The following is a 19,958-nucleotide window of genomic DNA, read 5'->3' on the forward strand; positions in this document are numbered from 1 at the left end:
CAAAGAGGCGGGGGCGGTTCTGATCCGGGGGGATCTGTGGCTTGGCGATGCGGTCCTGGCGCGGGGACTGGATATTGCCTGCCAGCCGGGCGGCTGGACCTGTCTGATGGGGCCGTCCGGCGTGGGGAAATCGACGCTTGGGCGGCTGGTGGCGGGGTTGCCCGTCTCGGCGCGGTTTGAGGGGCGCCTGGATGTGCCAGCCGGCCGGGTCGCGCTGATGGCTCAGGCGGACCAGTTGCTGCCCTGGGCCAGCGCGCTGGACAACGTCTGCATCGGTGCGCGGCTGCGGGGTGAGCGGGCGGACCGCGACCGGGCGCGGGCCTTGCTGGCGCTGGTCGGGCTGGAGGGGCTTGAGGCGCGGCGGCCCGACGCATTGTCGGGCGGGCAGCGGCAGCGGGTGGCGCTGGCACGGACCCTGATCGAGGAGGCGGCGGTCGTGGTTCTGGACGAGCCGTTCTCGGCGCTGGATGCGGGGACGCGGGCGGCGATGCAGGATCTGGCCGCGCGGCTGCTGGCGGGGCGGATCGTGATCCTGATCAGCCATGATCCGCTGGAAGCCGCGCGTCTGGCCGACCGCGCCTGGCTGATCGGGCACGAGGGCAGCCGCCCCCTGCCCCTGCCCGGCGGGGCTGCGCCACGCCCCCTTGATGCGCCCGAGGTTCTGGCCGCGCAGGCCGCATTCTTCAAGGCCCTGTCCCGACCATGCGCCGTCTGAGCCTGATCGCCGTTCCCGTGGTGCTGCTGGCGCTGTGGCAGGCGCTGGTCTGGGTGACGGATGTGCCGCATTTCATCCTTCCCGGTCCGGGGAGGGTGGGGGCGGCCTTGGTCGGCAATGCCGCGATGCTGGCCGAACATGCGCGTTTCACCAGCGGCAATCTTCTGGCGGGGCTGCTGGCGGGGGTGGTGCTTGGGCTGGTGACGGCGCTGAACCTGGCGCTTTCACCCGTGGCGCGGGCCATGATGCGGCCGATACTGGTCGTGGCGCAGGCGATCCCGGTCTTTGCGCTGGCGCCGGTCGTGACGCTGTGGCTGGGCTATGGCGCGCCCAGCAAGGTGGTGATGGTGGCGCTGGTCGTCTATTTCCCGGTCGCATCGGTGCTGTTCGACGCGCTGATGCGGCCGCCTGCCGCACTGGACGATCTGGCCCGCGCGATGGGGGCCACGCCCATGCGGCGGCTCTGGCTGATCCAGTTGCCTCATGCGCTGCCTGCGCTTGGGTCGGGGCTGCGGCTGGCGGCGGTCTATGCGCCCTTTGCGGTCATCGTGGGCGAATGGGTCGGGTCCAGCCGTGGGCTTGGCTACCTGATGCTGATGGCGAACGGGCGCGGCCAGACCGATCTGATGTTCGCGGCCCTTGCGCTGCTGGCGGCGATGGGGCTGGTCCTGTTCGCGCTGGCGGGCGCCGTACAACGCCTGACGGAGAGGGGCCGCCCGGTCGGGGCGGCCCGCGATCTTACCACGAGGTGATCACCGCACCGTCATAGCTGTCCTCGATGAAGGCTTTCACCTCGGGCGATTGATAGGCCTGGATCAGCGTCTGGACCCAGGGCTCGGCCTCGCGGCCCTCTTGCACGACGATGATGTTCACATAGGGGCTGTCGGCCTTTTCCATCGCGATCGAATCCTCGCGCGGGGACAGACCGGCGGCCAGCGCGAAATTCGTGTTGATCACCGCCGCATCCGCATCCTCAAGCGCGCGGGGCAGTTGCGCCGCGTCCAGTTCGAGGAAACGCAGGCCGCGCGGATTGTCGGCGATGTCCAGCGGGCTGGGCACGAGGCCGGTGCCCTCGGTCAGGGTGATCAGGCCCAGATCCTGAAGGATCAGCAGCGCGCGGCCGCCATTGGTGGGATCGTTCGGGATGGCGACCTGCGCGGCGTCGGGCAGGTCGGCCAGATCCTCGATCCGCGCCGAATAGACGCCCATCGGGGTGGTGATCGTGGTGGCGACCTCGACCAGACCGAAGCCGCGATCCTTCATCTGGTTTTCCAGATAGGGGCGGTGCTGGAAGCTGTTGGCATCCAGATCGCCGTCGGCCAGCGCCTGGTTCGGCACGACGTAATCCGAGAACTCGATGACCCGGATGTCCAGACCGAGGGGGGCGGCGATCTCGGCCACCTTCTCCATGATCTCGCCGTGCTCGCCGGGGGTGACGCCGACGGTGATGCTGTCGGCCAGCGCCGCGCCGGAAAGCGCCAGCGTCGAGACGAATGTGGTCAGTCGCAGCATGGGATTTGTCCTTTCTTGTCTGCGGAAAAGCGGAACTTCACGCGCCACGGTTGCGGGGCGCGCGACGATCGACGCGCGACGCAATCCATTCGCCAAGCGACTGGACCAGCTGCACCATGACGATCAGGATGATGACGACGGCGGCCATGACCTCGGGCATGAAACGCTGGTATCCGTAGCGGATGCCCAGATCGCCAAGGCCCTGCCCGCCCACGGCGCCGACCATCGCGGAATAGCCGATCAGGCTGACAACGGCCAGGGTCAGGCCAAGCGTGATGGCGGGCAGCGCCTCGGGGATCAGGACCTTGCGGATGATCTGAAGGGGCGTGGCGCCGATCGCGCGGGCGGCCTCGATCAGGCCTGCATCGACCTCGCGGATGGCGTTCTCGACCAGGCGGGCGACAAAGGGGATGGTCGCCAGCGTCAGCGGCACGATGGCCGCGTTGGTGCCGATCGAGGTGCCGACGATGGCACGGGTGAAGGGGATGATCGCCACAACAAGGATGATGAACGGGACCGAGCGGGTGGCGTTCACTACCAGCCCGAGGATCTTGTTGACCCAGGGCGCGCTGAGCAGTTCGCCGCGTTGCGAGCAGGCCAGGAACACGCCCAGAGGCAGGCCGCCAAGCGCGCCCAGCAGCGACGAGATCGCCACCATGTAAAGCGTCTGCAGCGTGGCGTCCCATAGGATCGGGATCAGGTTAGCGGACATGGCCCAGAACCTCCGTGGTCAGCCCGTGTTGTTCCAGAAAGGCGCGGGCCTCGGCGCCACGGGCCTCGGGGACCGAGATCAGCAGATTGCCGAAGGGGCGTGTGCCGATCTCTTCGATCGTGCCGCCGAGGATGTTGGCGCCGATGCCCAGATCGGTGGCCAGACGGGCCAGCATCGGGTCGGTCGCATGCGTCCCGGCGAAGGTGACGCGGATCACCGGATCGCCCGGAGGCTGGGGCGCCAGCCGTTCCGCGACGAAGGCGGGCAGCGTCGCGCCGGTGACGCCCGCCAGAAAGCGCCGCGTGGTGGGATGGGCGGGCCGGGCGAAGATGTCATAGGTCGGACCGGCCTCGACGATGCGGCCGGCCTCGATCACCGCCATGTGGCTGGCGATGTCGCGCAGGACGGCCATCTCATGCGTGATCAGCAGCACCGTCAGGCCCAGATCGCGGTTGATCTGCGCCAGCAGGTCCAGCACGGTCTGCGTCGTCTCGGGGTCCAGCGCGCTGGTCGCCTCGTCCGACAGAAGCACCTTGGGGCCGGTGGCAAGCGCGCGCGCGATGCCCACGCGCTGCTTCTGGCCGCCCGACAATTCGGCAGGGTAGCGGTCGGCCAGCGCGCCCAGACCGACCTGCTCGATCAGCTCGGCCACGCGGGCGCGGATCTGGCCGCCCGGCAGGCCCGCGATCTCGAGCGGCAGGGCGACATTGTCGCGCACATTGCGCGAGGCAAGCAGGTTGAAGTGCTGAAAGATCATCCCGACATCGCGCCGGATGCGCCGCAGGGCGGCGCCGCGCGCCTGCCCGACATCCTGACCCTCGACCAGAACCCGGCCCTGCGAGGGGCGTTCGAGCCCGTTCACCATCCGCAACAGCGTGGACTTGCCCGCGCCCGACCGGCCGATGATGCCGGTGATGCTGCCCTTGGGCACCGAAAGCGACACATCCTGAAGCGCAGTAAACGCGCCCCCGGCCTTGGGGTAGGACTTGCCCAGATTGTCGAACAGGATGGCGGGGGCCGGGTCGGCGCTGCCGGACATGGATCTATCCTTGCGGTTGCGAGGCGGGGGGCATCGCCCAGATCGCAGGCGGGTTCAACCCCGGATCAGCCCCGATCAGGCGACGAAAGGCCGCGCCGCGCGAACCCTGTCCGCGCCGCGCGGGGCGACGGGGAACGCGCGTTCCGGTCGGGCTACGGGGCGCGGACAGACGTCCGGCGGGCGCGAAAATGACAGGATCACTGTCCTTTTCACACGCAGCACTTCCGTCTCAGACCTGGACCCCGGGCCGGGCGCTGCGGGCCAGCATCTGCGCCAGAACCGCGCGCAGCGCATCGGGCCGGAAAGGCTTTTCGATCAGAGGCGCGTCGTCATGGCCGGGCGGCAGATGCTCGCGCCCATAGCCCGAGACGAAGCAGAACGGCACGGACTGGCGGGCCAGCGCATCGGCCACCTCGTCCACCGGCTGGCCGCCCAGATTGCCGTCCAGCAGCGCCAGATCGAAGCTGTGGCTGGCGACCAGATCGCGCGCCTCGGGGACGCTGCGGGCGATCGTCACCTGCCGGGCGCCCGCGTCCTGAAGCTCGAAGCGCAGATCCATCGCGACCAGAGGCTCGTCCTCGACCAGAAGGACATGGCATCCCTCGATCCCCTGCGCGGTGGCGGGCGGGGGCTGGGCGGGTGCGGCCTCGGGGGCGGTCTCGCGGGTCAGGGGCGTCACGCCCTCGGTCATGCGGATCGTCCAGACGACGCCTTCGGGGCGCCAATCGGCGCGGGCGGCATTGGCGTCGCCTGAACCCGCCGCGCCGATCAGCGTGGTGCCGAACCCCGCGCGGTCAGGGGCGGTGACAGGCGGGCCGCCGGTTTCGCGCCAGGTCAGGGTCAGACAGCCGGACTGGCAGGTCCAGTCCAGATCCACCCGCCCCTCGGGCGTCGAAAGCGCGCCGTATTTGGCCGCATTGGTGCCCAGTTCGTGCAGCGTCAGCGCAAGGCGCAGCATCATGTCGGGGGCCAGTTCGACGGGCGGGCCGCTGCGGTGCAGCCGGTCGCCATCCAGCGTGCCCGCGCGGATCTGGTCGTCGATCAGCTGGTCCAGGGGCGCGCTGGACCAGGTCGCATCCGACAGGATCGAATGCGCCCGCGCCAGCGCCTGAAGGCGCCCGGTAAAGCTGGTCTCGAAGGCCGCCAGGCTGTCGGATTGCCGCAGGCTCTGCCGGGCGATGGATTGCACATTGGCCAGCGTGTTCTTGATGCGGTGATTCAGCTCTCCGATCAGCAACGAGCGCACCTCCTCGGCGTGGCGGCGTTCGGTGATGTCGAGGATCTGCAACGACAGGGAATACATCTCGCCCTCGTCGCAGAGGATCGAGCCGTAAAGCTCGCAGGCGACGCGCTGGCCTTCGGCGTGGCGGACCTTGATCTCGGTCGAGAAACGGGGCGGTGTCTCGCCGTCGCAGTCGAACCATGCGGCAAGCTGGGCGCAGGCCTCGGGATCGATCCAGCCCGTGCCCGAGGCATGGCGTCCCAGCACCTGATCGGGCGTGAAGCCAAAGGCGCGCTCGGCGCCCGCAGACCATGCCCGGATCACCAGATCGCTGTCGCATTCGACCAGCGCCAGCGGGGAATTGTCGGCATGTGCCCGCAGCCGCGCCATGGCCCGGTCGCGCAGCCGCGCGATGGCCTGCATCTCGTCGCGCTGGCGTTCCAGTTCGCGCGCCTGACGGCCGATGCGAAAGAACACCTCGGCCTTGGATTTCAGGATCAACGGGTCGATGGGCTTGAAGATGTAATCGACCGCCCCCGCCTCGTAGCCCCGGAAGCGGCGGGCTTCGTCCATCTCGGCGGCGGTGACGAAGATGATCGGCACGCTGCGGGTACGTTCGGTGCCCCGCATCAGTTCGGCCAGCTCATAGCCGTCGGTGCCGGGCATCTGCACGTCGAGGAAGGCCAGCGCGTATTCGTTGACCAGCATCAGCTCCAGCGCCTGCGCCGCCGATCCGGCGCTGTCGATGATCAGACCGTCGCGGCGCAGCAACGCCTCGAGCGCCATGATGTTCTGGGTGGTGTCGTCCACGATCAGGAAGCGGATGGGATTGTCAGGCATGGGTCACGTCCTGCGCCGTCCGACGCCAGATCCGTTGGGTTTCGTCAAAGGCCGAGAACGCCCCCGCATGGGACGAAAAGCGCAGCGTCTCATGCAGGCCGAGGCCCAGAAAACCGCCGCGCGCCAAGGCTTCGGCAAAGAGGCCGATGGCGCGCTGTTGCAGGCTGTTGTCGAAATAGATCAGCACGTTGCGACAAGAGATCAGCTGCACCTCGGAAAAGACCTGATCGGTGGCAAGATTGTGTTCGGTAAAGACGGTGCGCGCCCTGAGCCGCCGGTGAAAAGCCGCGCGGCCATAGGCGGCGGTGTAATGGTCCGACAGCGATCCGCGCCCCCCCGCCCGCTGGTAGTTCTGCGAGAACAGCGCCATGCGGTCGATGGGATAGATCCCGGCCTCGGCGCGCGCCAGGGCGCGGCGGTTGATCTCGGTCGCGTAGAACAGGGTGCGGTCCAGAAGCCCCTCTTCGTCCAGCATGATCGCCAGCGAATAAAGCTCTTCGCCATCCGCGCAGCCCGCCACCCAGACCTTGATCGAGGGGAAGGTCCGCAGATGCGGCAGCACGTCCCGGCGCAACGCAAGGAAATAGTCGGGATCGCGGAAGAACTCGCTGACCTGTACCGTCATTGCGTCGATGATGTCGGGCAGGATCGAGGCATCGCGTAGCAGCCGCCCCTGCAATTCCGACAGCGTGTCGTAGCCCAGCCGCTCGCGCGCCAGATCCGCCCGGCGCATCAGCGAATTGCGGGAATAGGACCGGAAATCGTAGTGATGGCAGCGGTGCAGCGCATCAAGGAACAGGTCAAGCTCGATCGCATCGGGCGGCGCGGGCAGAACGGGAAGGACACTCATCGCGGCATCCACACGCGGGTCAGCGACAAGAGCTTGTCCACGTCCAGCGGCTTGGGCAGGTAATCGTTCGCCCCCGCGGCAAGGCACTGGTTCTGATCCTCGGCCATGGCCTTGGCGGTCAGCATGATGACGGGCAGCGTCTTCCAGCGGTCGATCTTGCGGATCTCGCGGGTGGCGGTCAGGCCGTCCATCTCGGGCATCATCACGTCCATCAGGACAAGATCGATCCGGGGCGCGGCGCCGTCATTGACGCGGCCAAGCGCCTCCAGCGCCTCGCGGCCGTTGCGGGCGATCTGGACATGGGCGCCATGCGGCTCGAAGACGCCGGTCAGGGCATAGACGTTGCGGATGTCGTCCTCGACCACCAGGATGCGGCGGCCTTCCAGCTGCGCGTCGCGGTTCAGGGACGCGGCCAGCATCTCGCGCTGCTTTTCCGGCAGGTCGCTGACCACCTGATGCAGGAACAGCGTCACCTCGTTGATCAGCCGCTCGGGCGATTTCGCGCCCTTGATGATGATCGACTTGGAATAGCGGCGCAGGCGCTGTTCCTCGGCCTCGGTCAGGGCGCGGGCGGTATAGACGATGACCGGCGGAAAGGCCCCCAGCCCGTCGCCGTCCAGCCGTTCCAGCATGTCGAGGCCCGAGGCGTCGGGCAGCGTCAGGTCCAGCACGATGCAATCGACCGTCTCGGCGCGGCAGATCCGCAGAGCCTCGGCGGCGGTGCCCGCGCCGATCGCCTCGACCTCATCGCTGGCCAGCAGCGCCTTGAGCCCCTCCATCTGGGCGGGGTCGTCCTCGACGATCAGCACTCGGCGCATGCGCTGTTCCAGCCGGTTTTCAAGGTTGCGGATGGCGCGGGACAGCTCGTCGCGCTGGACCGGCTTCAGCATGTAGCTGATCGCGCCCTGCGACAGGGCCTGCTTGGTGTAGTCTTCGGCCGAGACGACATGGACGGGAATGTGCCGGGTCGAGACGTCGCGTTTCAGGCGGTCCAGCACCGACAGGCCGGAATGGTCGGGCAGGCCCATGTCCAGCACGATTGCATGGGGCAGGTAATGACGCGCGGCGGCCACGGCCTCGTCGGCGCGCGAGACGCAGATGCAGCGGAAGCCCAGTTCGCGCGACAGATCGCACAGGATGCGCGCAAAGGCCGGGTCGTCCTCGACCACCAGCATCACGCGCTCGCCCTCGCGGATCAGGTCGCGGTCATCCTCGACCCCATCGACCACCCCCAGGGCGGGCGATTGCGCCACCGGCAAGGCCGCGGCCGAGGCCGGTTGCGGCAGGGCGGGCGCGGCCGCGCGGGCCTCGCCTCGCGGGGCGCGTTCGGGCAGGATCAGCGTGAAGGTGCTGCCGCGACCGGGGCGGCTGTCCAGCGTCAGGCGCCCGCCCAGCAGATCGGCCAATTCGCGCGAAATCGACAGGCCAAGCCCCGTGCCGCCATATTTGCGCGAGATGGTGCCGTCGGCCTGCCGGAACGCCTCGAAGACGGCCTCCTGCTGGTCGGGGGCGATGCCGATGCCAGTATCCTCGACCGAAAAGGCCACGCCCTGCGGCGCGCGGGCGATGCGCAGCGTGATGCGGCCACGCTCGGTGAATTTCAGGGCGTTCGACACGAAATTGCGCAGAACCTGTTCCAGCCGCTGCCCGTCCGTGTGAAGCGGCCCCAGATCGGGCGCGACCTCGGCGGTCAGGTCCAGGCCCTTTTGCCGGGCCTCGGCCTCGAAGGCGCGGATGATGCGGTGGGCGACATGACCGGGATCGACCTCGTCCAGGGCGACCTCGACCTTGCCGGCCTCGATCTTGGACAGGTCCAGAATGTCGTTGATCAGCGCCAGAAGATCCTGCCCCGAGGACTGGATCGTCTCGGCCCAACGGACCTGTTCCTCGGTCAGGGTGCCGCCTCGATTCTCGGCCAGAAGCCGCGACATGATCAGCAGCGCGTTCAGCGGCGTGCGCAGTTCATGGCTCATGTTGGCGACGAATTCGGATTTATAGCGGCTTTCGCGGGCCAGGGCCTCGGCCTGATCCTCGAGCATCCGGCGCGAGCGGGCCAGCGCGTCGCGCTGTTCTTCCAGTTCCTGCGTCTGGGTTTCCAGCCGGGTGTTCTGGTTCTCAAGCTCGGCCTGTTGTTCCTCAAGCCGGCGCTGGCTGTCCTGCAAGGCGCGGGTCTGTTCCTCGAGTTCCTCGTTCGTGGCGGCCAGCTCCTCGCCGTGACTGCGCAATTCTTCGGATTGGCGGCGCGTTTCCTCAAGCAATTCGTGCAGCTGGTCGCGGTATTGCGCGCCGCGCAGCGCGATCCCCAGCTTGTCGGACAGCCGTTCGAACAGGTCCATCGCCCGGTCGGGCGCGGCACGGTCCAGGCCGAATTCCAGCACGCCGTTGACCAATTGCCCATCACGCAGCGGCACCAGCACCGTGCTGGCCGTCCGCCCCCGCGCCAGACCCGAGGACCAACCAAGCGCCTCGTCCGGGGCCATGTCAATGCGCAAGGGCTGGTCGCTGGCGACGGCGCGGGCAAGATGGCCCTGCCCGTCCTCGATCCGCTCGGGGATCAACGCGTCATCCGTGCCCCAGCTGGCCAGCCGCACGAAGCCGCGCCCGTTGCGCGCATAGGCGACGGCAGCGCGGGCATCGACCCGTTCGGCCAGCGCCTCGAGCATCTGATGCGCCAGACGCGCCGGAGGCATCTCGCCCTGAATGGCGCGCGAGGCGGCGATCTGGCCCAGATTGACCCAATCGGCCCGCGCCAGCCGCGCCCGGTTCATGATCAGCCCGTATCCCAGCACCCCGAGCGCGACAAAGATCACCCCCGCCATCACCCGGTTGGCGACCGCAAGGCCGAAGCCGACGCCCGAATCGCTGACGACGAAGCCCACGACAAGCAACAGACAGACCAGTCCCGACACGACCGGCGGCAGAAGCGGCCAGCGCGCGACCAGCGCAAGGCCAAGCGGCACCACGTAGAGAAGCCAGACCGCCGTCCCCAGGGGATAGAGCAGGTCCAGCATGAATACGGCAGCAACAAAGGCGGCGATCAACGCCGCGATCACCAGATCCAGTCTCTTGTCCACGTCCACTCCTGCCTCGTCCCGCGGCGCGTTGGCGCCGGCGTTCCGCAGGAACGCAGGCCGGGCCGATCCGGTTCAATCCTGTCGACAAAAAACATGCCGAACCAGATCGTTCAACGGCTGACGCAGCGCCAGAGGCAAGAGTGGCGGGGGCACAAGGCCCCCGCGATCAGCCGCGCAGGGTCGCGCCGGTGGCCTTCTGGACCTTTTCGACGACCTTGGCGGCGACGGCCTCGATCTCGGCATCGGTCAGGGTCTTGTCGGCGGCCTGCATCCGCACGGTCAGGCCGATGGACTTCGCGCCGCCTTCAAGACCGGTGAACTGGTCGAAGACGCTGACCTGCCGGATCAGCGCCTTGTCGGCACCAAGCGCGGCGTTGACCAGCGTCAGGGCCTCGACCTCGGGGGCGGTGACAAAGGCGAAGTCACGCTCGACCGCCTGGAAGCCCGACAGCTCCAGCGCGGGGCGCGTGGGCGTGCGCGTCTTGGGGAAGGGGATCGCGGCCAGATGGATGGTGAAGGCCACGGCCGGACCCTTCACGTCCATCTCGCGCAGGATGCGGGGATGGACCTCGCCGAACGTCGCCAGCACGTTCGGCCCAAGCGCGATATTGCCCGACCGGCCCGGATGCCACCAGCCGTCCAGCTTGCGGTTGATCTGGGCCTTGGCGGGGGCGCCGATGGTCGCCAGCACCGCCTCGGCATCGGCCTTGGCGTCATAGAGATCCACCTTGCGGCGGCTGCCGAAAGGATCGCGCGGCGCGATCTGGCCGACCAGAAGCCCGCTGAGACGCAAGGATTGCTCGCCCGGCTCGCCGCCCGAAAAGACGGGGCCCAGCTCGAACAGCGCCAGATCGGCGAAGCCGCGCGCCTGATTGCGCGCCGCCGCCGCCAGCAGGCCGGGCAGCAGGTCGGGGCGCAGATGCGTCATCTCGCTGCTGATCGGGTTCTCGACGCGCACGGCATCCGAGCCGCCGCCGAACAGCGTCGCGGCCTTGTGGTCGATGAAGCTATAGGTCACGCATTCGTTGTAGCCAAGCGAGGCAGCCATGCGACGCGCGGCCTTTTCGCGCTGTTGCAGCGGCGTCAGGACCGGCTGCGGCACGCCCGCGCGCGGGCGCGGCAGGGGTTTGCCCTGAAGCCTGGTCAGGCTGGCGATGCGGGCGATTTCCTCGACCAGATCGGCCTCGCCCAGCACGTCGGGGCGCCAGGACGGCACATGCGCCATATCGCCTTCCAGCCGGAAGCCAAGCGCCTCGAGCGTGCGGCGCTGCGTGTCCTCGGGGATGTCCATGCCGACCAGGCGCGAGGTGCGCGTGGGGTCCAGCCGATAGGCCCGGCCCGTGTCGGGCAGCGCCCCTGCGGTCACGACCTCAGACGCCTCGCCCCCGCAGAGGTCCAGCACCATCCGCGTGGCCAGTTCCAGCCCCAACAGGGTAAAGGCCGGGTCGATGCCGCGTTCGAAGCGGTAGCGCGCATCGCTGTTGATCTTCAGCGCGCGGCCCGTCGTGGCGGTGGCGATCGGGTCGAACCAGGCGGCCTCAATGAAGACATCCGTCGTGGTCTCGGACGCGCCCGAGGCCGCGCCACCCATGATGCCCGCGATGCTTTCGGGGCCGTGATCATCGCAGATCACCACCGCACCTTCGGGCAGGGCATAGGTCTTGTCGTCCAGCGCGACCAGTTCCTCGCCCGCGCGTGCGGCGCGGAGCGTCAGGTTGCCCGTCACCTTGGCCGCGTCAAACACATGCAGCGGGCGGTTCAGGTCGAAGGTGAAGAAGTTCGTGATGTCCACCAGCGCGTTGATCGGGCGCAACCCGATGGCGCGCAGGCGCTTTTGCAGCCATTCGGGCGACGGTCCGTTCGTGACCCCACGCACCACCCGGCCCGCGAAGAAGGGTGCCTTGGCGGCAACCTCGGGGGCGATGGTCACGCCGATGGGGCAAGGGAAGGCGCCCTCGATCCGCGCCTCGGGGGCGGGCTTCAGCGTGCCAAGGCCCCGCGCGGCCAGATCGCGGGCGATGCCGCGCACACCAAGCGCGTCGGGGCGGTTCGGCGTGATCTTGATGTGGATCATCGGGTCGATCTTCTCGGGCGCGTTCTGCGCCAGCCAATCGACGAAGCGCTGGCCCACCTCGCCCGAGGGCAGTTCGATGATGCCGTCATGTTCCTCGGACAGTTCCAGCTCGCGTTCGCTGGCCATCATGCCGTGGCTTTCCACGCCGCGGATCTTGCCCACGCCAAGCGTCGTGTCGATGCCGGGCACGTAATCGCCGGGCTTGGCCAGAACCACGGTGATGCCCGCCCGCGCATTGGGCGCGCCGCAGACGATCTGCTTTTCGCCCTCGTCGGTCATCACGCGGCAGACGCGCAGGCGGTCGGCATCGGGATGCTGCTGCGCGTCCTCGATCCGGGCGAGGGTGAAGCTGCCCAGCTTGGCGGCGGGATCGACGATCTCTTCGACCTCAAGGCCCAGATCGGTCAGCGCCTCGGCGATCTGGGCCAGGGTCGCGGTGGTGTCCAGATGCTCGGAGAGCCAGGAGAGGGTGAACTTCATGACGCGTGCCTTCCGGTTCCGGCCCGCAAGGGGCGGGCATGGCTTTGCTGCCTTCAAGCGCGGGCGCGCGCGCGGGTCAAGCCGGATCGGCATGTTTTGCGGCCAAAGATCGAACTTGCCGCGCCTGCCCTGCGGTGCCACCTTGCGCGCGTATCGTGACCCCAGGGTGTTCCCATGAAAGTGCTTTTACCTCTTGCCATCGGCCTTGGCGGCCTGTCCGCGCTTCCCGCGCTTGCCCAGGGCGACGGGCCTGTCTGCTCGGGCGATCCGGCGCAGTGGTTCGCCGCCGACGCCGACGCCAGCACGGTGAACACCGTCGAGACCCCGCTGCGCGTCGAGGTCGAATCCGTCGAAGGCAGCCGGGGCTGGCACGCCTTTGTCGTCGAAGGCGAGGCGCAGTCCCTGCGGATCGAGGCCGAAGCCATCGGCGGCGGCGATCCCTCGCTGGTGCTGGCCACCCCCGAAGGCCGCGTTCTGGCCGAGAATGACGACGCGATGGGCGGCCTGAATTCGCGGATCGAGACGGTGCTGGAGCCCGGCACCTATTGTGTCCAAATGGTTCCGGTCGGCGATCCAGCCATCCGCGCGGCGGTTCAGATCAGCCGCGAGGATCAGCCCGCCCTTCTGGCCGCGCCGCCCGACCTGAGCATCGCGGATTGCCGCCCCGAGACCGAGGCCGAGGCCCTGACCGACGGGCCGCTGGACGCCGCGCTGGCCTCGGGTCGCGTCAGCCGCCAGACCGGGGCCGAGGTCGCCTATCTGCGCTTTGCGCTTGATGCGCCCGGCGCGATCACGCTGCGCGCCACCAGCGCCGAGCTTGATCCCTATCTGAAGCTCTTTGACGGCACGGGCAGCCTGATCGCGGAAAACGACGATGCCGACGGGCTGAATTCGCGGCTGGATTTCCTGACGCCGCTGGCGGCGGGCGAATACTGCATCGGCGTGGCGCCCCTGTCGGCGCGCGAGGGTGTCATCGACGTCTCGGCCGAGGTTCTGGACCGCGACAGCTATCTGCGCGCCGCCTGGGGCCGGGGCGAGATGGCGCCCCCCGCCGGATCGGGCTATCCGATGCAGGATATCGACCTGACCCGCGACCGCGAGACGGTGCTGCTGCATGACGGCACGGCGCAATGGCTGGCCCTGACCATCGAACGCCCGAGCGTGCTGATCGTCGATGCCTTCGGCAGCGCGACCGGGGTGGACAGCAAGCTTGTCCTGTTCGGCCCGAACGGCGCGCAGGTCGCCGTCGATGACGATGGCGGCGAGAACACGGATGCGCGGCTGGGGCCGGTCCTGCTGGAGCCGGGCCTCTACCGGATGGCGGTTCTGGACGTCGGCCGCATGGATCAGCCGCGCGGCCCGATCCGCGCCATCGGGCTGGTCTTTGACCGGTTCGAGCGGGTGGAATAGGCGCGTCCTTCCGGCTGTGACCCGATCACGGGGGCCTTGCGCGGCAGGGCCCCTTTTTCGTTCAGAATGGGCGGCACAGACGATGCAGGCGGCGTGCACGATCTGTGCACCGGATGTGCACCGCCCGGGCGCGCATCTGCGGGCTGCGACATCGGGGCGGACGGGGCGCGGGTTGATCCGGAGAACGCCAGCGCCCAGATTGCGGGTCAAAGGAGCCGCGCCCCATGTTCGACCTGCCCCGCCCCGATCCCGTCAAGGTGCCGCTGGCCGTGCGCCCTCTGGGCATCATGGGCACGGTCGCCACCGCAAGGCGCAACCTGCTTGAACTGATCCCCGCCATCGCCACGCGCCAGCCCATCGTCTCGGGCAAGACGGGCCTGCGATGGCACATGGTCATGGACCCCCAGTCGCTGCGCCGCATCCTCAAGGAACGGGTGGACGATTACCCGAAATCCACCACGACCAAGCTGATCCTGAACCCCGCCATCGGCGACAGCATGTTCGTGGCCGAGGGCGCGCATTGGCGCTGGCAGCGCCGCGCCGCCGCCCCCGCCTTTGCCCAACGCCATGTCGAGGCGCTTGGCCCGATCATGGGCGCCGCCGCCGAAGCCTCCAGCCGCAGGCTTGCCGCCGCCGATGGTCCCGTCGATCTGTTCGCCGAGACCATCGCCGCCACGTTCGAGGTGATCTCGGACGTGACCTTTTCGGGCGGGGGGGCGGGGGTGTTCGACCGCGACGCCGTCCATCACGCGATCGAGGGCTATATCGCGCAGACGGCCCGCATCTCGCTGATGGATGTGATCGGGCTGCCCGGCTGGCTGCCGCGTCCGGGGCGGCTGTTCTCGGGGCCGGGGCTCAGGCGCATGAAGGGGCTGGCCGACCGTGCCATCGCCGCCCGCGCCGAGACCGCGCGCGATCAGGGGCCGCCCGACCTCCTGGACCTGCTGCTGGACGCGCAGGACCCGGAAACGGGCCGCCGCATGAACCGCGACGAATTGCGCGACAACCTGCTGACCTTCATCGTGGCGGGCCACGAGACGACCGCCCTGACCCTGGCCTGGGCGCTGTATCTCTGCGCCCACGACCCCGAGGTGCAGGAACGCGCCGCAACCGAGGCCCGCGCCGCCCTTGGCGGGCGCGTGGCCGAGGCGCGCGATCTGGGCGCCCTGCCCCTGACGCTGCGCATCGTCAACGAGACGCTGCGGCTTTACCCTCCGGCCGCGTTCCTGTCGCGCACGGCGCAGGCGCATGACCGGCTCTGCGGGCGCGAGGTGCGCCCCGGCGACACGGTGATGATGCCCATTTACGCGCTGCACCGCCATCATCTGCTGTGGGACCGCCCCGACGCCTTTGATCCCGACCGTTTCCTGACCGTGCCCGACCGCTATGCCTTCCTGCCCTTTGGCGCCGGGCCGCGCATCTGCATCGGCGCCAGCTTCGCCCTGCAAGAGGCCGTCATCATCCTGGCCACGCTGCTGTCGCGGTTCCGTTTCGATCCGGTGCCGGGCCGCCTGCCCCAGCCGCGCATGATCCTGACGCTGCGCCCGCATGGCGGGGTCTGGCTGCGCGCCACGCCGCGCCCGGCTTAGGCTTTTCCCGCGCGCGCGCCCATGCTAACGCGGGCGCAACTGGAATGAGGCCCGACATGGATGATCTGATCCCCCTGCGCCAGCAATGGCTTGACCGCATCTCGGCCGCCGCCGATCCGAACGCGCTAGAGGATGTGCGCCTCGGCGCGCTTGGCAAGAAGGGCGAGATCAGCCTGAAGATGCGCGAGCTGGGCCGGATGAGCCCCGAGGAACGCCAGACCACCGGCAAGGCCCTGAACGAGATCCGCAACGAGATCGACGCCGCGCTCCGCGCCCGCAAGCTGGCGCTTGAGGATGCCGCGCTGGACGCCCGCCTGCGCGAGGAATGGCTGGACGTGACGCTGCCGGGTCGCCCGCGCCGTCAGGGCAGCATCCACCCGATCAGCCAGGTCACCGACGAGGTGACGGCGATCTTCGCCGATATGGGTTTCGCCGTGGCCGAAGGCCCGCAGGTCGAAAGCGACTGGTTCAACTTCGACGCGCTGAACATCGCGCCCGAACATCCCGCCCGGCAGGAGCATGACACCTTCTTCATGCACCGCGCCCCCGGCGACGACCGCCCGCCGCATGTCCTGCGCACCCATACCAGCCCCGTCCAGATCCGCGCGATGCAGGAACACGGCGCGCCGATCCGCGTGATCGCGCCGGGCCGCGTCTATCGGATGGACATGGACCAGACGCATACGCCGATGTTCCACCAGATCGAGGGTCTGGCCATCGACCGCGACATTTCCATGGCGCAGCTGAAATGGACGCTGGAAGAATTCTGCCGCGCCTTCTTCGAGGTGGATCAGGTCGAACTGCGTTTCCGCGCCTCGCACTTCCCCTTTACCGAGCCGTCGGCCGAGGTGGATATCCGCTGCTCGTGGGAGGGCGGCCAGCTGAAGATCGGCGAGGGCAATGCCTGGCTGGAAATCCTGGGTTCAGGCATGGTCCATCCCAACGTCCTGCGCGCGGGCGGGATCGACCCGACGCAATGGCAGGGCTTTGCCTTCGGCATGGGGATCGACCGGATCGCGATGTTGAAATACGGGATTCCCGATCTGCGTGCGTTCTTTGAGAGCGACCTGCGCTGGCTGCGGCATTACGGATTTGCAGCCGGGGATGTCCCGAGTGTGAGTGGTGGGTTGAGCAGGTAGCTTTATGCGGCTTCGAGAGTCGATATATTATTTTGCGAGAGGCAGCCTGATAACGGTAGCCGCGGTGCTGCTTATGGTGTTTTTGCCAGTGGAAGCCATCGGCGCGGTTGTGGGCGCGTGGGCGGCTTTGCTTATCGCCTTTGTTGCGTACCCTTGGCAAAAACACCAAGACCGTTTGTTACAGATAAGCTTGGAGGAACGCGCAGCGCTTCGCGATTTCTTTGACAGTTTGAGCAAATTCCAGAGCGCAGTCAGATCGGGCGACTTCGAACGCTGCGACCGAGAGATGAGCTCTCTAAAATCGTGCTTCAATAACTTGATGCTCTACGCTCCCGCCTCAACAATAAAGCCGGCACGTGAAGCCATAGACAGAGTTTGCGACGCTTGGGCTATCGCAAGACGCGATGAAGGCCACGAAAGTGACTTGGCCAAGTTTTCCGAAAACTTCTGGGATGCTATCCGATTGTACAGGCAGGCGGAAACTGCAGCGCTGCTCGTATCAAGGCGTTCTGTTCGCCCGTTTACGAAGGACGATGAAACTGTGATGCAAGAGCTCTATAAGGACACCGTGGTCAAGGTTGATTGAGCGGTAGGTAGCCTGCCTGCGGCGGCCATCGCGTTACTCCTACCTCAACCTTCTCCGAATATCCTCCCGATCCGCGCGGATCATCCCCGGGATCAGGAACAGGTCCACCACGCACCACAGCGCGACGAAGGCGACGGCGGGCCAACCGATCAGGATCGGGGTCAGCAGCCAGCCGATCCCCCAGACCGCCAGCATGAACAGCCCGCTGATCCAGCGGCCCAGATACATGCGGTGGACGCCGAAGCCCCACAGGAAGATCAGCAGCAGATAGGCGATCAGGGGCGAGCGCGCCTCGTTGGCGACACGCTGCTCGATCAGCAATTCGCGTTGCACGTCCATCGTCATTCTCCTGCCATGTCGGGCGGTTGCCCTCTGAGAGATAGGAACCCCCACCCCCCGCACAAGGGTTCCGGGCCAATGCGCGGGGTAGCCTGACACGTGCCGACAAGGCCCGCCGCGACCACGTCGCGCGATCAGCTGCATTTCGAATGGCCGCAATGGGGGCAGGTCAGGCAGCCCTCGACCATGCGCATCCCGTATTGGCCGCAGGAGGGACAAGCGGGGTCGCGGGGCGGGTCCGAGAGTTCGGCGCGCGGATCGGTCTTGAGGCCCAGCCCCTCGCCCGCCAGAAAGCCCGTGGCGATCAGGTGGCGCTCGATCACCCCGCCGATCGCGGCGAGGATCGAGGGGACGTAGCGCCCGCCCATCCAGGCGCCGCCGCGCGGGTCGAAGACGGCCTTGAGTTCCTCGACCACGAAGCTGACATCGCCGCCGCGCCGGAACACCGCCGAGATCATCCGCGTCAGCGCCACGGTCCAGGCGAAATGCTCCATGTTCTTGGAATTGATGAAGATCTCGAAGGGGCGGCGCTGGCCGTCCTGAAGGATGTCGTTGATCGTGATGTAGATGGCATGCGCGGAATCGGGCCATTTCAGCTTGTAGGTCGCGCCTTCCAGCGCGGGCGGGCGGGCCAGGGGCTCGGCCACAAGGGGGGGCCGGTCGGGGGTGGCAGGCAGGACCGACAGGACGCTGCCCGTCACCGCGTTCGGGCGATAGGTCGTGCAGCCCTTGCAGCCCAGATCCCAGGCCGCCAGATAGACGTCCTTGAAGTCGTCAAAGCCGATATCCTCGGGGCAGTTGATCGTCTTGGAAATCGAGCTGTCCACCCATTCCTGCGCCGCCGCCTGCATCGCCACATGGTCGCGCGGCGCAAGGGTCTGGGCGTCGACGAAATGATCGGGCAAGGGCGCGTCGCCATGCAGGTCGCGCCACAGGCGGACGGCGTAATCGACGACCTCTTCCTCGGTCCTTGTGCCGTCCTTTTGCAGGACCTTGCGGCGGTAGGTGTGGGCAAAGACCGGCTCGATCCCCGAGGATACGTTGCCCGCATAGAGGCTGATCGTCCCGGTCGGCGCGATCGAAGTCAAGAGCGCGTTGCGGATGCCGTGTTCGGCCACCGCCTGCCGGACATCATCGTCCATCCGCGCCATGAAGCCCGAGGCCAGGAAGGCGTCTGCCTGAAACAGCGGGAACGGCCCCTTTTCGCGCGCCAGTTCGACCGAGGCCAGATAGGCCGACCGCGCGATGGCCTTCATCCAGCGCCGCGTGGCCTCGACCGCCTCGGGGGCGCCGTAGCGCAGGCCCAGCATGGCCAGCGCGTCGGCCAGACCCGTCACCCCCAGCCCGATGCGGCGCTTGGCCTGCGCCTCGGCCGCCTGCTGGGGCAAGGGAAAGCGCGAGGCATCAACGACATTGTCCATCATCCGCACTGCCACGCGCACCAGATCGTCCAGCGCGTGCATGTCCAGCGCCGCGTCCGGCGCGAAGGGCGCGCGGACCAGCCGCGACAGGTTGACCGAACCCAGAAGGCAGGCGCCATAGGGCGGCAGGGGCTGTTCGCCGCAAGGGTTCGTCGCGGCGATGGTCTCGGCGTAATGCAGGTTGTTCTGGGCGTTGATGCGATCGATGAAGATCACGCCCGGCTCGGCATAATCATAGGTCGCGCGCATGATCCGGTCCCAAAGATCGCGCGCCGGGACCGTTCGGAAGACGCGGCCTTCGAACACCAGATCCCAGGGGCCGTCCTCGCGCACGGCCTGCATGAACGGGTCCGTCACCAGCACCGACAGGTTGAACATCCGCAGTCGCGCGCTGTCGGCCTTGGCGGCAATGAAGTCCTGAATGTCGGGGTGATCGCAGCGCATCGTCGCCATCATCGCGCCGCGCCGAGAGCCCGCCGACATGATCGTGCGGCACATCGCGTCCCAGACATCCATGAAGGACAAAGGCCCCGAGGCATCCGCCGCCACCCCCGCCACCGGCGCCCCGCGCGGCCGGATGGTCGAGAAGTCATAGCCGATCCCGCCGCCCTGCTGCATGGTCAGCGCAGCCTCTTTCAGCGCCTCGAAGATGCCGGCCATGCTGTCGGGGATGGTCCCCATGACAAAGCAGTTGAACAGCGTGACCGACCGCCCCGTCCCGGCGCCCGCCAGAATCCGGCCCGCAGGCAGGAAGCGGAAATCCTCGAGCGCATGATAGAAGCGGTCCTCCCACAGCGCGGGGTCGGCTTCGATCCGGGCCAGATCTCGGGCGACGCGGCGCCAGCTATCCTCGACGCTGGCATCGAGGGGGCGGCCGTCGGCGTCCTTCAGCCGGTATTTCATGTCCCAGATCTGTTCGGCGATGGGCGCGGCGAAGCGGGTCATCATTCCTCCTG

Annotated in this window: 15 protein-coding genes; 6 read left to right on the plus strand and 9 right to left on the minus strand. The window is 68.0% G+C overall.

The features are described 5' to 3' along the window. Positions 1-19 precede the first annotated feature (19 nt). Positions 20-715 carry an ABC transporter ATP-binding protein gene (locus ACTZWU_RS06080; protein ID WP_444736874.1) on the plus strand — a complete coding sequence of 232 codons (696 nt, stop codon included), beginning with the start codon at positions 20-22 and terminating at the stop codon, positions 713-715. Then, a complete protein-coding gene (locus ACTZWU_RS06085; RefSeq protein WP_444736473.1) occupies positions 703-1,467 on the plus strand; it encodes an ABC transporter permease in 765 nt (254 codons plus the stop codon). Before ACTZWU_RS06080 ends, ACTZWU_RS06085 begins: the two co-directional genes overlap by 13 nt. On the opposite strand, the gene ACTZWU_RS06090 is transcribed toward ACTZWU_RS06085, so the two are convergent. The 7 genes from ACTZWU_RS06090 to pheT form a co-directional block, all read right to left on the minus strand. Continuing rightward, positions 1,454-2,227, minus strand: coding sequence for a MetQ/NlpA family ABC transporter substrate-binding protein (locus tag ACTZWU_RS06090; RefSeq protein ID WP_444736474.1), 774 nt, complete (start codon positions 2,225-2,227; stop codon positions 1,454-1,456). The two genes, ACTZWU_RS06085 and ACTZWU_RS06090, sit on opposite strands and share 14 nt — an antisense overlap. Before the next feature lie 37 nt (positions 2,228-2,264). After that, the gene (locus ACTZWU_RS06095; protein ID WP_444736475.1) at positions 2,265-2,939 is read right to left on the minus strand and encodes a methionine ABC transporter permease; all 675 of its coding nucleotides are present in this window, start codon (positions 2,937-2,939) and stop codon (positions 2,265-2,267) included. Further along, positions 2,929-3,978, minus strand: a complete 1,050-nt coding sequence (locus tag ACTZWU_RS06100) for a methionine ABC transporter ATP-binding protein (RefSeq protein ID WP_444736476.1) — start codon at positions 3,976-3,978, stop codon at positions 2,929-2,931. The genes ACTZWU_RS06095 and ACTZWU_RS06100 overlap by 11 nt, the downstream gene beginning before the upstream one ends. Positions 3,979-4,207: 229 nt before the next feature. Further along, positions 4,208-6,040 (minus strand): response regulator, encoded by a 1,833-nt coding sequence (locus tag ACTZWU_RS06105; RefSeq protein WP_444736477.1) that lies wholly within the window; start codon positions 6,038-6,040, stop codon positions 4,208-4,210. Next, positions 6,033-6,890, minus strand: a complete 858-nt coding sequence (locus ACTZWU_RS06110) for a CheR family methyltransferase (protein ID WP_444736478.1) — start codon at positions 6,888-6,890, stop codon at positions 6,033-6,035. Before ACTZWU_RS06110 ends, ACTZWU_RS06105 begins: the two co-directional genes overlap by 8 nt. Further along, a complete protein-coding gene (locus ACTZWU_RS06115; RefSeq protein WP_444736479.1) occupies positions 6,887-9,964 on the minus strand; it encodes a response regulator in 3,078 nt (1,025 codons plus the stop codon). Before ACTZWU_RS06115 ends, ACTZWU_RS06110 begins: the two co-directional genes overlap by 4 nt. A 166-nt stretch (positions 9,965-10,130) precedes the next feature. Next, complete coding sequence (pheT, locus tag ACTZWU_RS06120; RefSeq protein ID WP_444736480.1) at positions 10,131-12,518, minus strand: phenylalanine--tRNA ligase subunit beta; 2,388 nt, start codon at positions 12,516-12,518, stop codon at positions 10,131-10,133. 174 nt (positions 12,519-12,692) lie between these two features. Between pheT and ACTZWU_RS06125 the strand changes: the two genes are divergently transcribed. The 4 genes from ACTZWU_RS06125 (at position 12,693) to ACTZWU_RS06140 (ending at position 17,242) form a co-directional block, all read left to right on the plus strand. Further along, positions 12,693-13,928 (plus strand): DVUA0089 family protein, encoded by a 1,236-nt coding sequence (locus tag ACTZWU_RS06125; protein WP_444736481.1) that lies wholly within the window; start codon positions 12,693-12,695, stop codon positions 13,926-13,928. Between the two features lie 224 nt (positions 13,929-14,152). Continuing rightward, positions 14,153-15,517, plus strand: a complete 1,365-nt coding sequence (locus tag ACTZWU_RS06130) for a cytochrome P450 (protein WP_444736482.1) — start codon at positions 14,153-14,155, stop codon at positions 15,515-15,517. Between the two features lie 56 nt (positions 15,518-15,573). Further along, positions 15,574-16,656 carry a phenylalanine--tRNA ligase subunit alpha gene (gene pheS / locus ACTZWU_RS06135; protein WP_444736483.1) on the plus strand — a complete coding sequence of 361 codons (1,083 nt, stop codon included), beginning with the start codon at positions 15,574-15,576 and terminating at the stop codon, positions 16,654-16,656. 64 nt (positions 16,657-16,720) lie between these two features. Next, the gene (locus tag ACTZWU_RS06140) at positions 16,721-17,242 is read left to right on the plus strand and encodes a hypothetical protein (RefSeq protein WP_444736484.1); all 522 of its coding nucleotides are present in this window, start codon (positions 16,721-16,723) and stop codon (positions 17,240-17,242) included. Positions 17,243-17,281: 39 nt separating this feature from the next. Here the strand turns inward: ACTZWU_RS06140 and ACTZWU_RS06145 are convergent, their stop codons facing one another. Further along, positions 17,282-17,581, minus strand: coding sequence for a TM2 domain-containing protein (locus ACTZWU_RS06145; protein ID WP_444736485.1), 300 nt, complete (start codon positions 17,579-17,581; stop codon positions 17,282-17,284). A gap of 134 nt (positions 17,582-17,715) precedes the next feature. Further along, a complete protein-coding gene (locus ACTZWU_RS06150) occupies positions 17,716-19,947 on the minus strand; it encodes an adenosylcobalamin-dependent ribonucleoside-diphosphate reductase (RefSeq protein WP_444736486.1) in 2,232 nt (743 codons plus the stop codon). Positions 19,948-19,958: the final 11 nt, after the last annotated feature.

Source organism: Paracoccus sp. NSM, assembly GCF_052379855.1.
Taxonomy (GTDB): Bacteria; Pseudomonadota; Alphaproteobacteria; order Rhodobacterales; family Rhodobacteraceae; genus Paracoccus.

Bases quoted from the DNA above. Each gene is read 5' to 3' on its own strand.
- ACTZWU_RS06125 (WP_444736481.1), top strand. From the start codon at position 12,693: ATGAAAGTGCTTTTACCTCTTGCCATCGGCCTTGGCGGCCTGTCCGCG.
- ACTZWU_RS06150 (WP_444736486.1), bottom strand. From the start codon at position 19,947: ATGACCCGCTTCGCCGCGCCCATCGCCGAACAGATCTGGGACATGAAA.
- ACTZWU_RS06130 (WP_444736482.1), top strand. From the start codon at position 14,153: ATGTTCGACCTGCCCCGCCCCGATCCCGTCAAGGTGCCGCTGGCCGTG.
- pheS (WP_444736483.1), top strand. From the start codon at position 15,574: ATGGATGATCTGATCCCCCTGCGCCAGCAATGGCTTGACCGCATCTCG.
- ACTZWU_RS06110 (WP_444736478.1), bottom strand. From the start codon at position 6,890: ATGAGTGTCCTTCCCGTTCTGCCCGCGCCGCCCGATGCGATCGAGCTT.
- ACTZWU_RS06090 (WP_444736474.1), bottom strand. From the start codon at position 2,227: ATGCTGCGACTGACCACATTCGTCTCGACGCTGGCGCTTTCCGGCGCG.
- ACTZWU_RS06145 (WP_444736485.1), bottom strand. From the start codon at position 17,581: ATGGACGTGCAACGCGAATTGCTGATCGAGCAGCGTGTCGCCAACGAG.
- ACTZWU_RS06100 (WP_444736476.1), bottom strand. From the start codon at position 3,978: ATGTCCGGCAGCGCCGACCCGGCCCCCGCCATCCTGTTCGACAATCTG.
- ACTZWU_RS06105 (WP_444736477.1), bottom strand. From the start codon at position 6,040: ATGCCTGACAATCCCATCCGCTTCCTGATCGTGGACGACACCACCCAG.
- pheT (WP_444736480.1), bottom strand. From the start codon at position 12,518: ATGAAGTTCACCCTCTCCTGGCTCTCCGAGCATCTGGACACCACCGCG.
- ACTZWU_RS06085 (WP_444736473.1), top strand. From the start codon at position 703: ATGCGCCGTCTGAGCCTGATCGCCGTTCCCGTGGTGCTGCTGGCGCTG.
- ACTZWU_RS06095 (WP_444736475.1), bottom strand. From the start codon at position 2,939: ATGTCCGCTAACCTGATCCCGATCCTATGGGACGCCACGCTGCAGACG.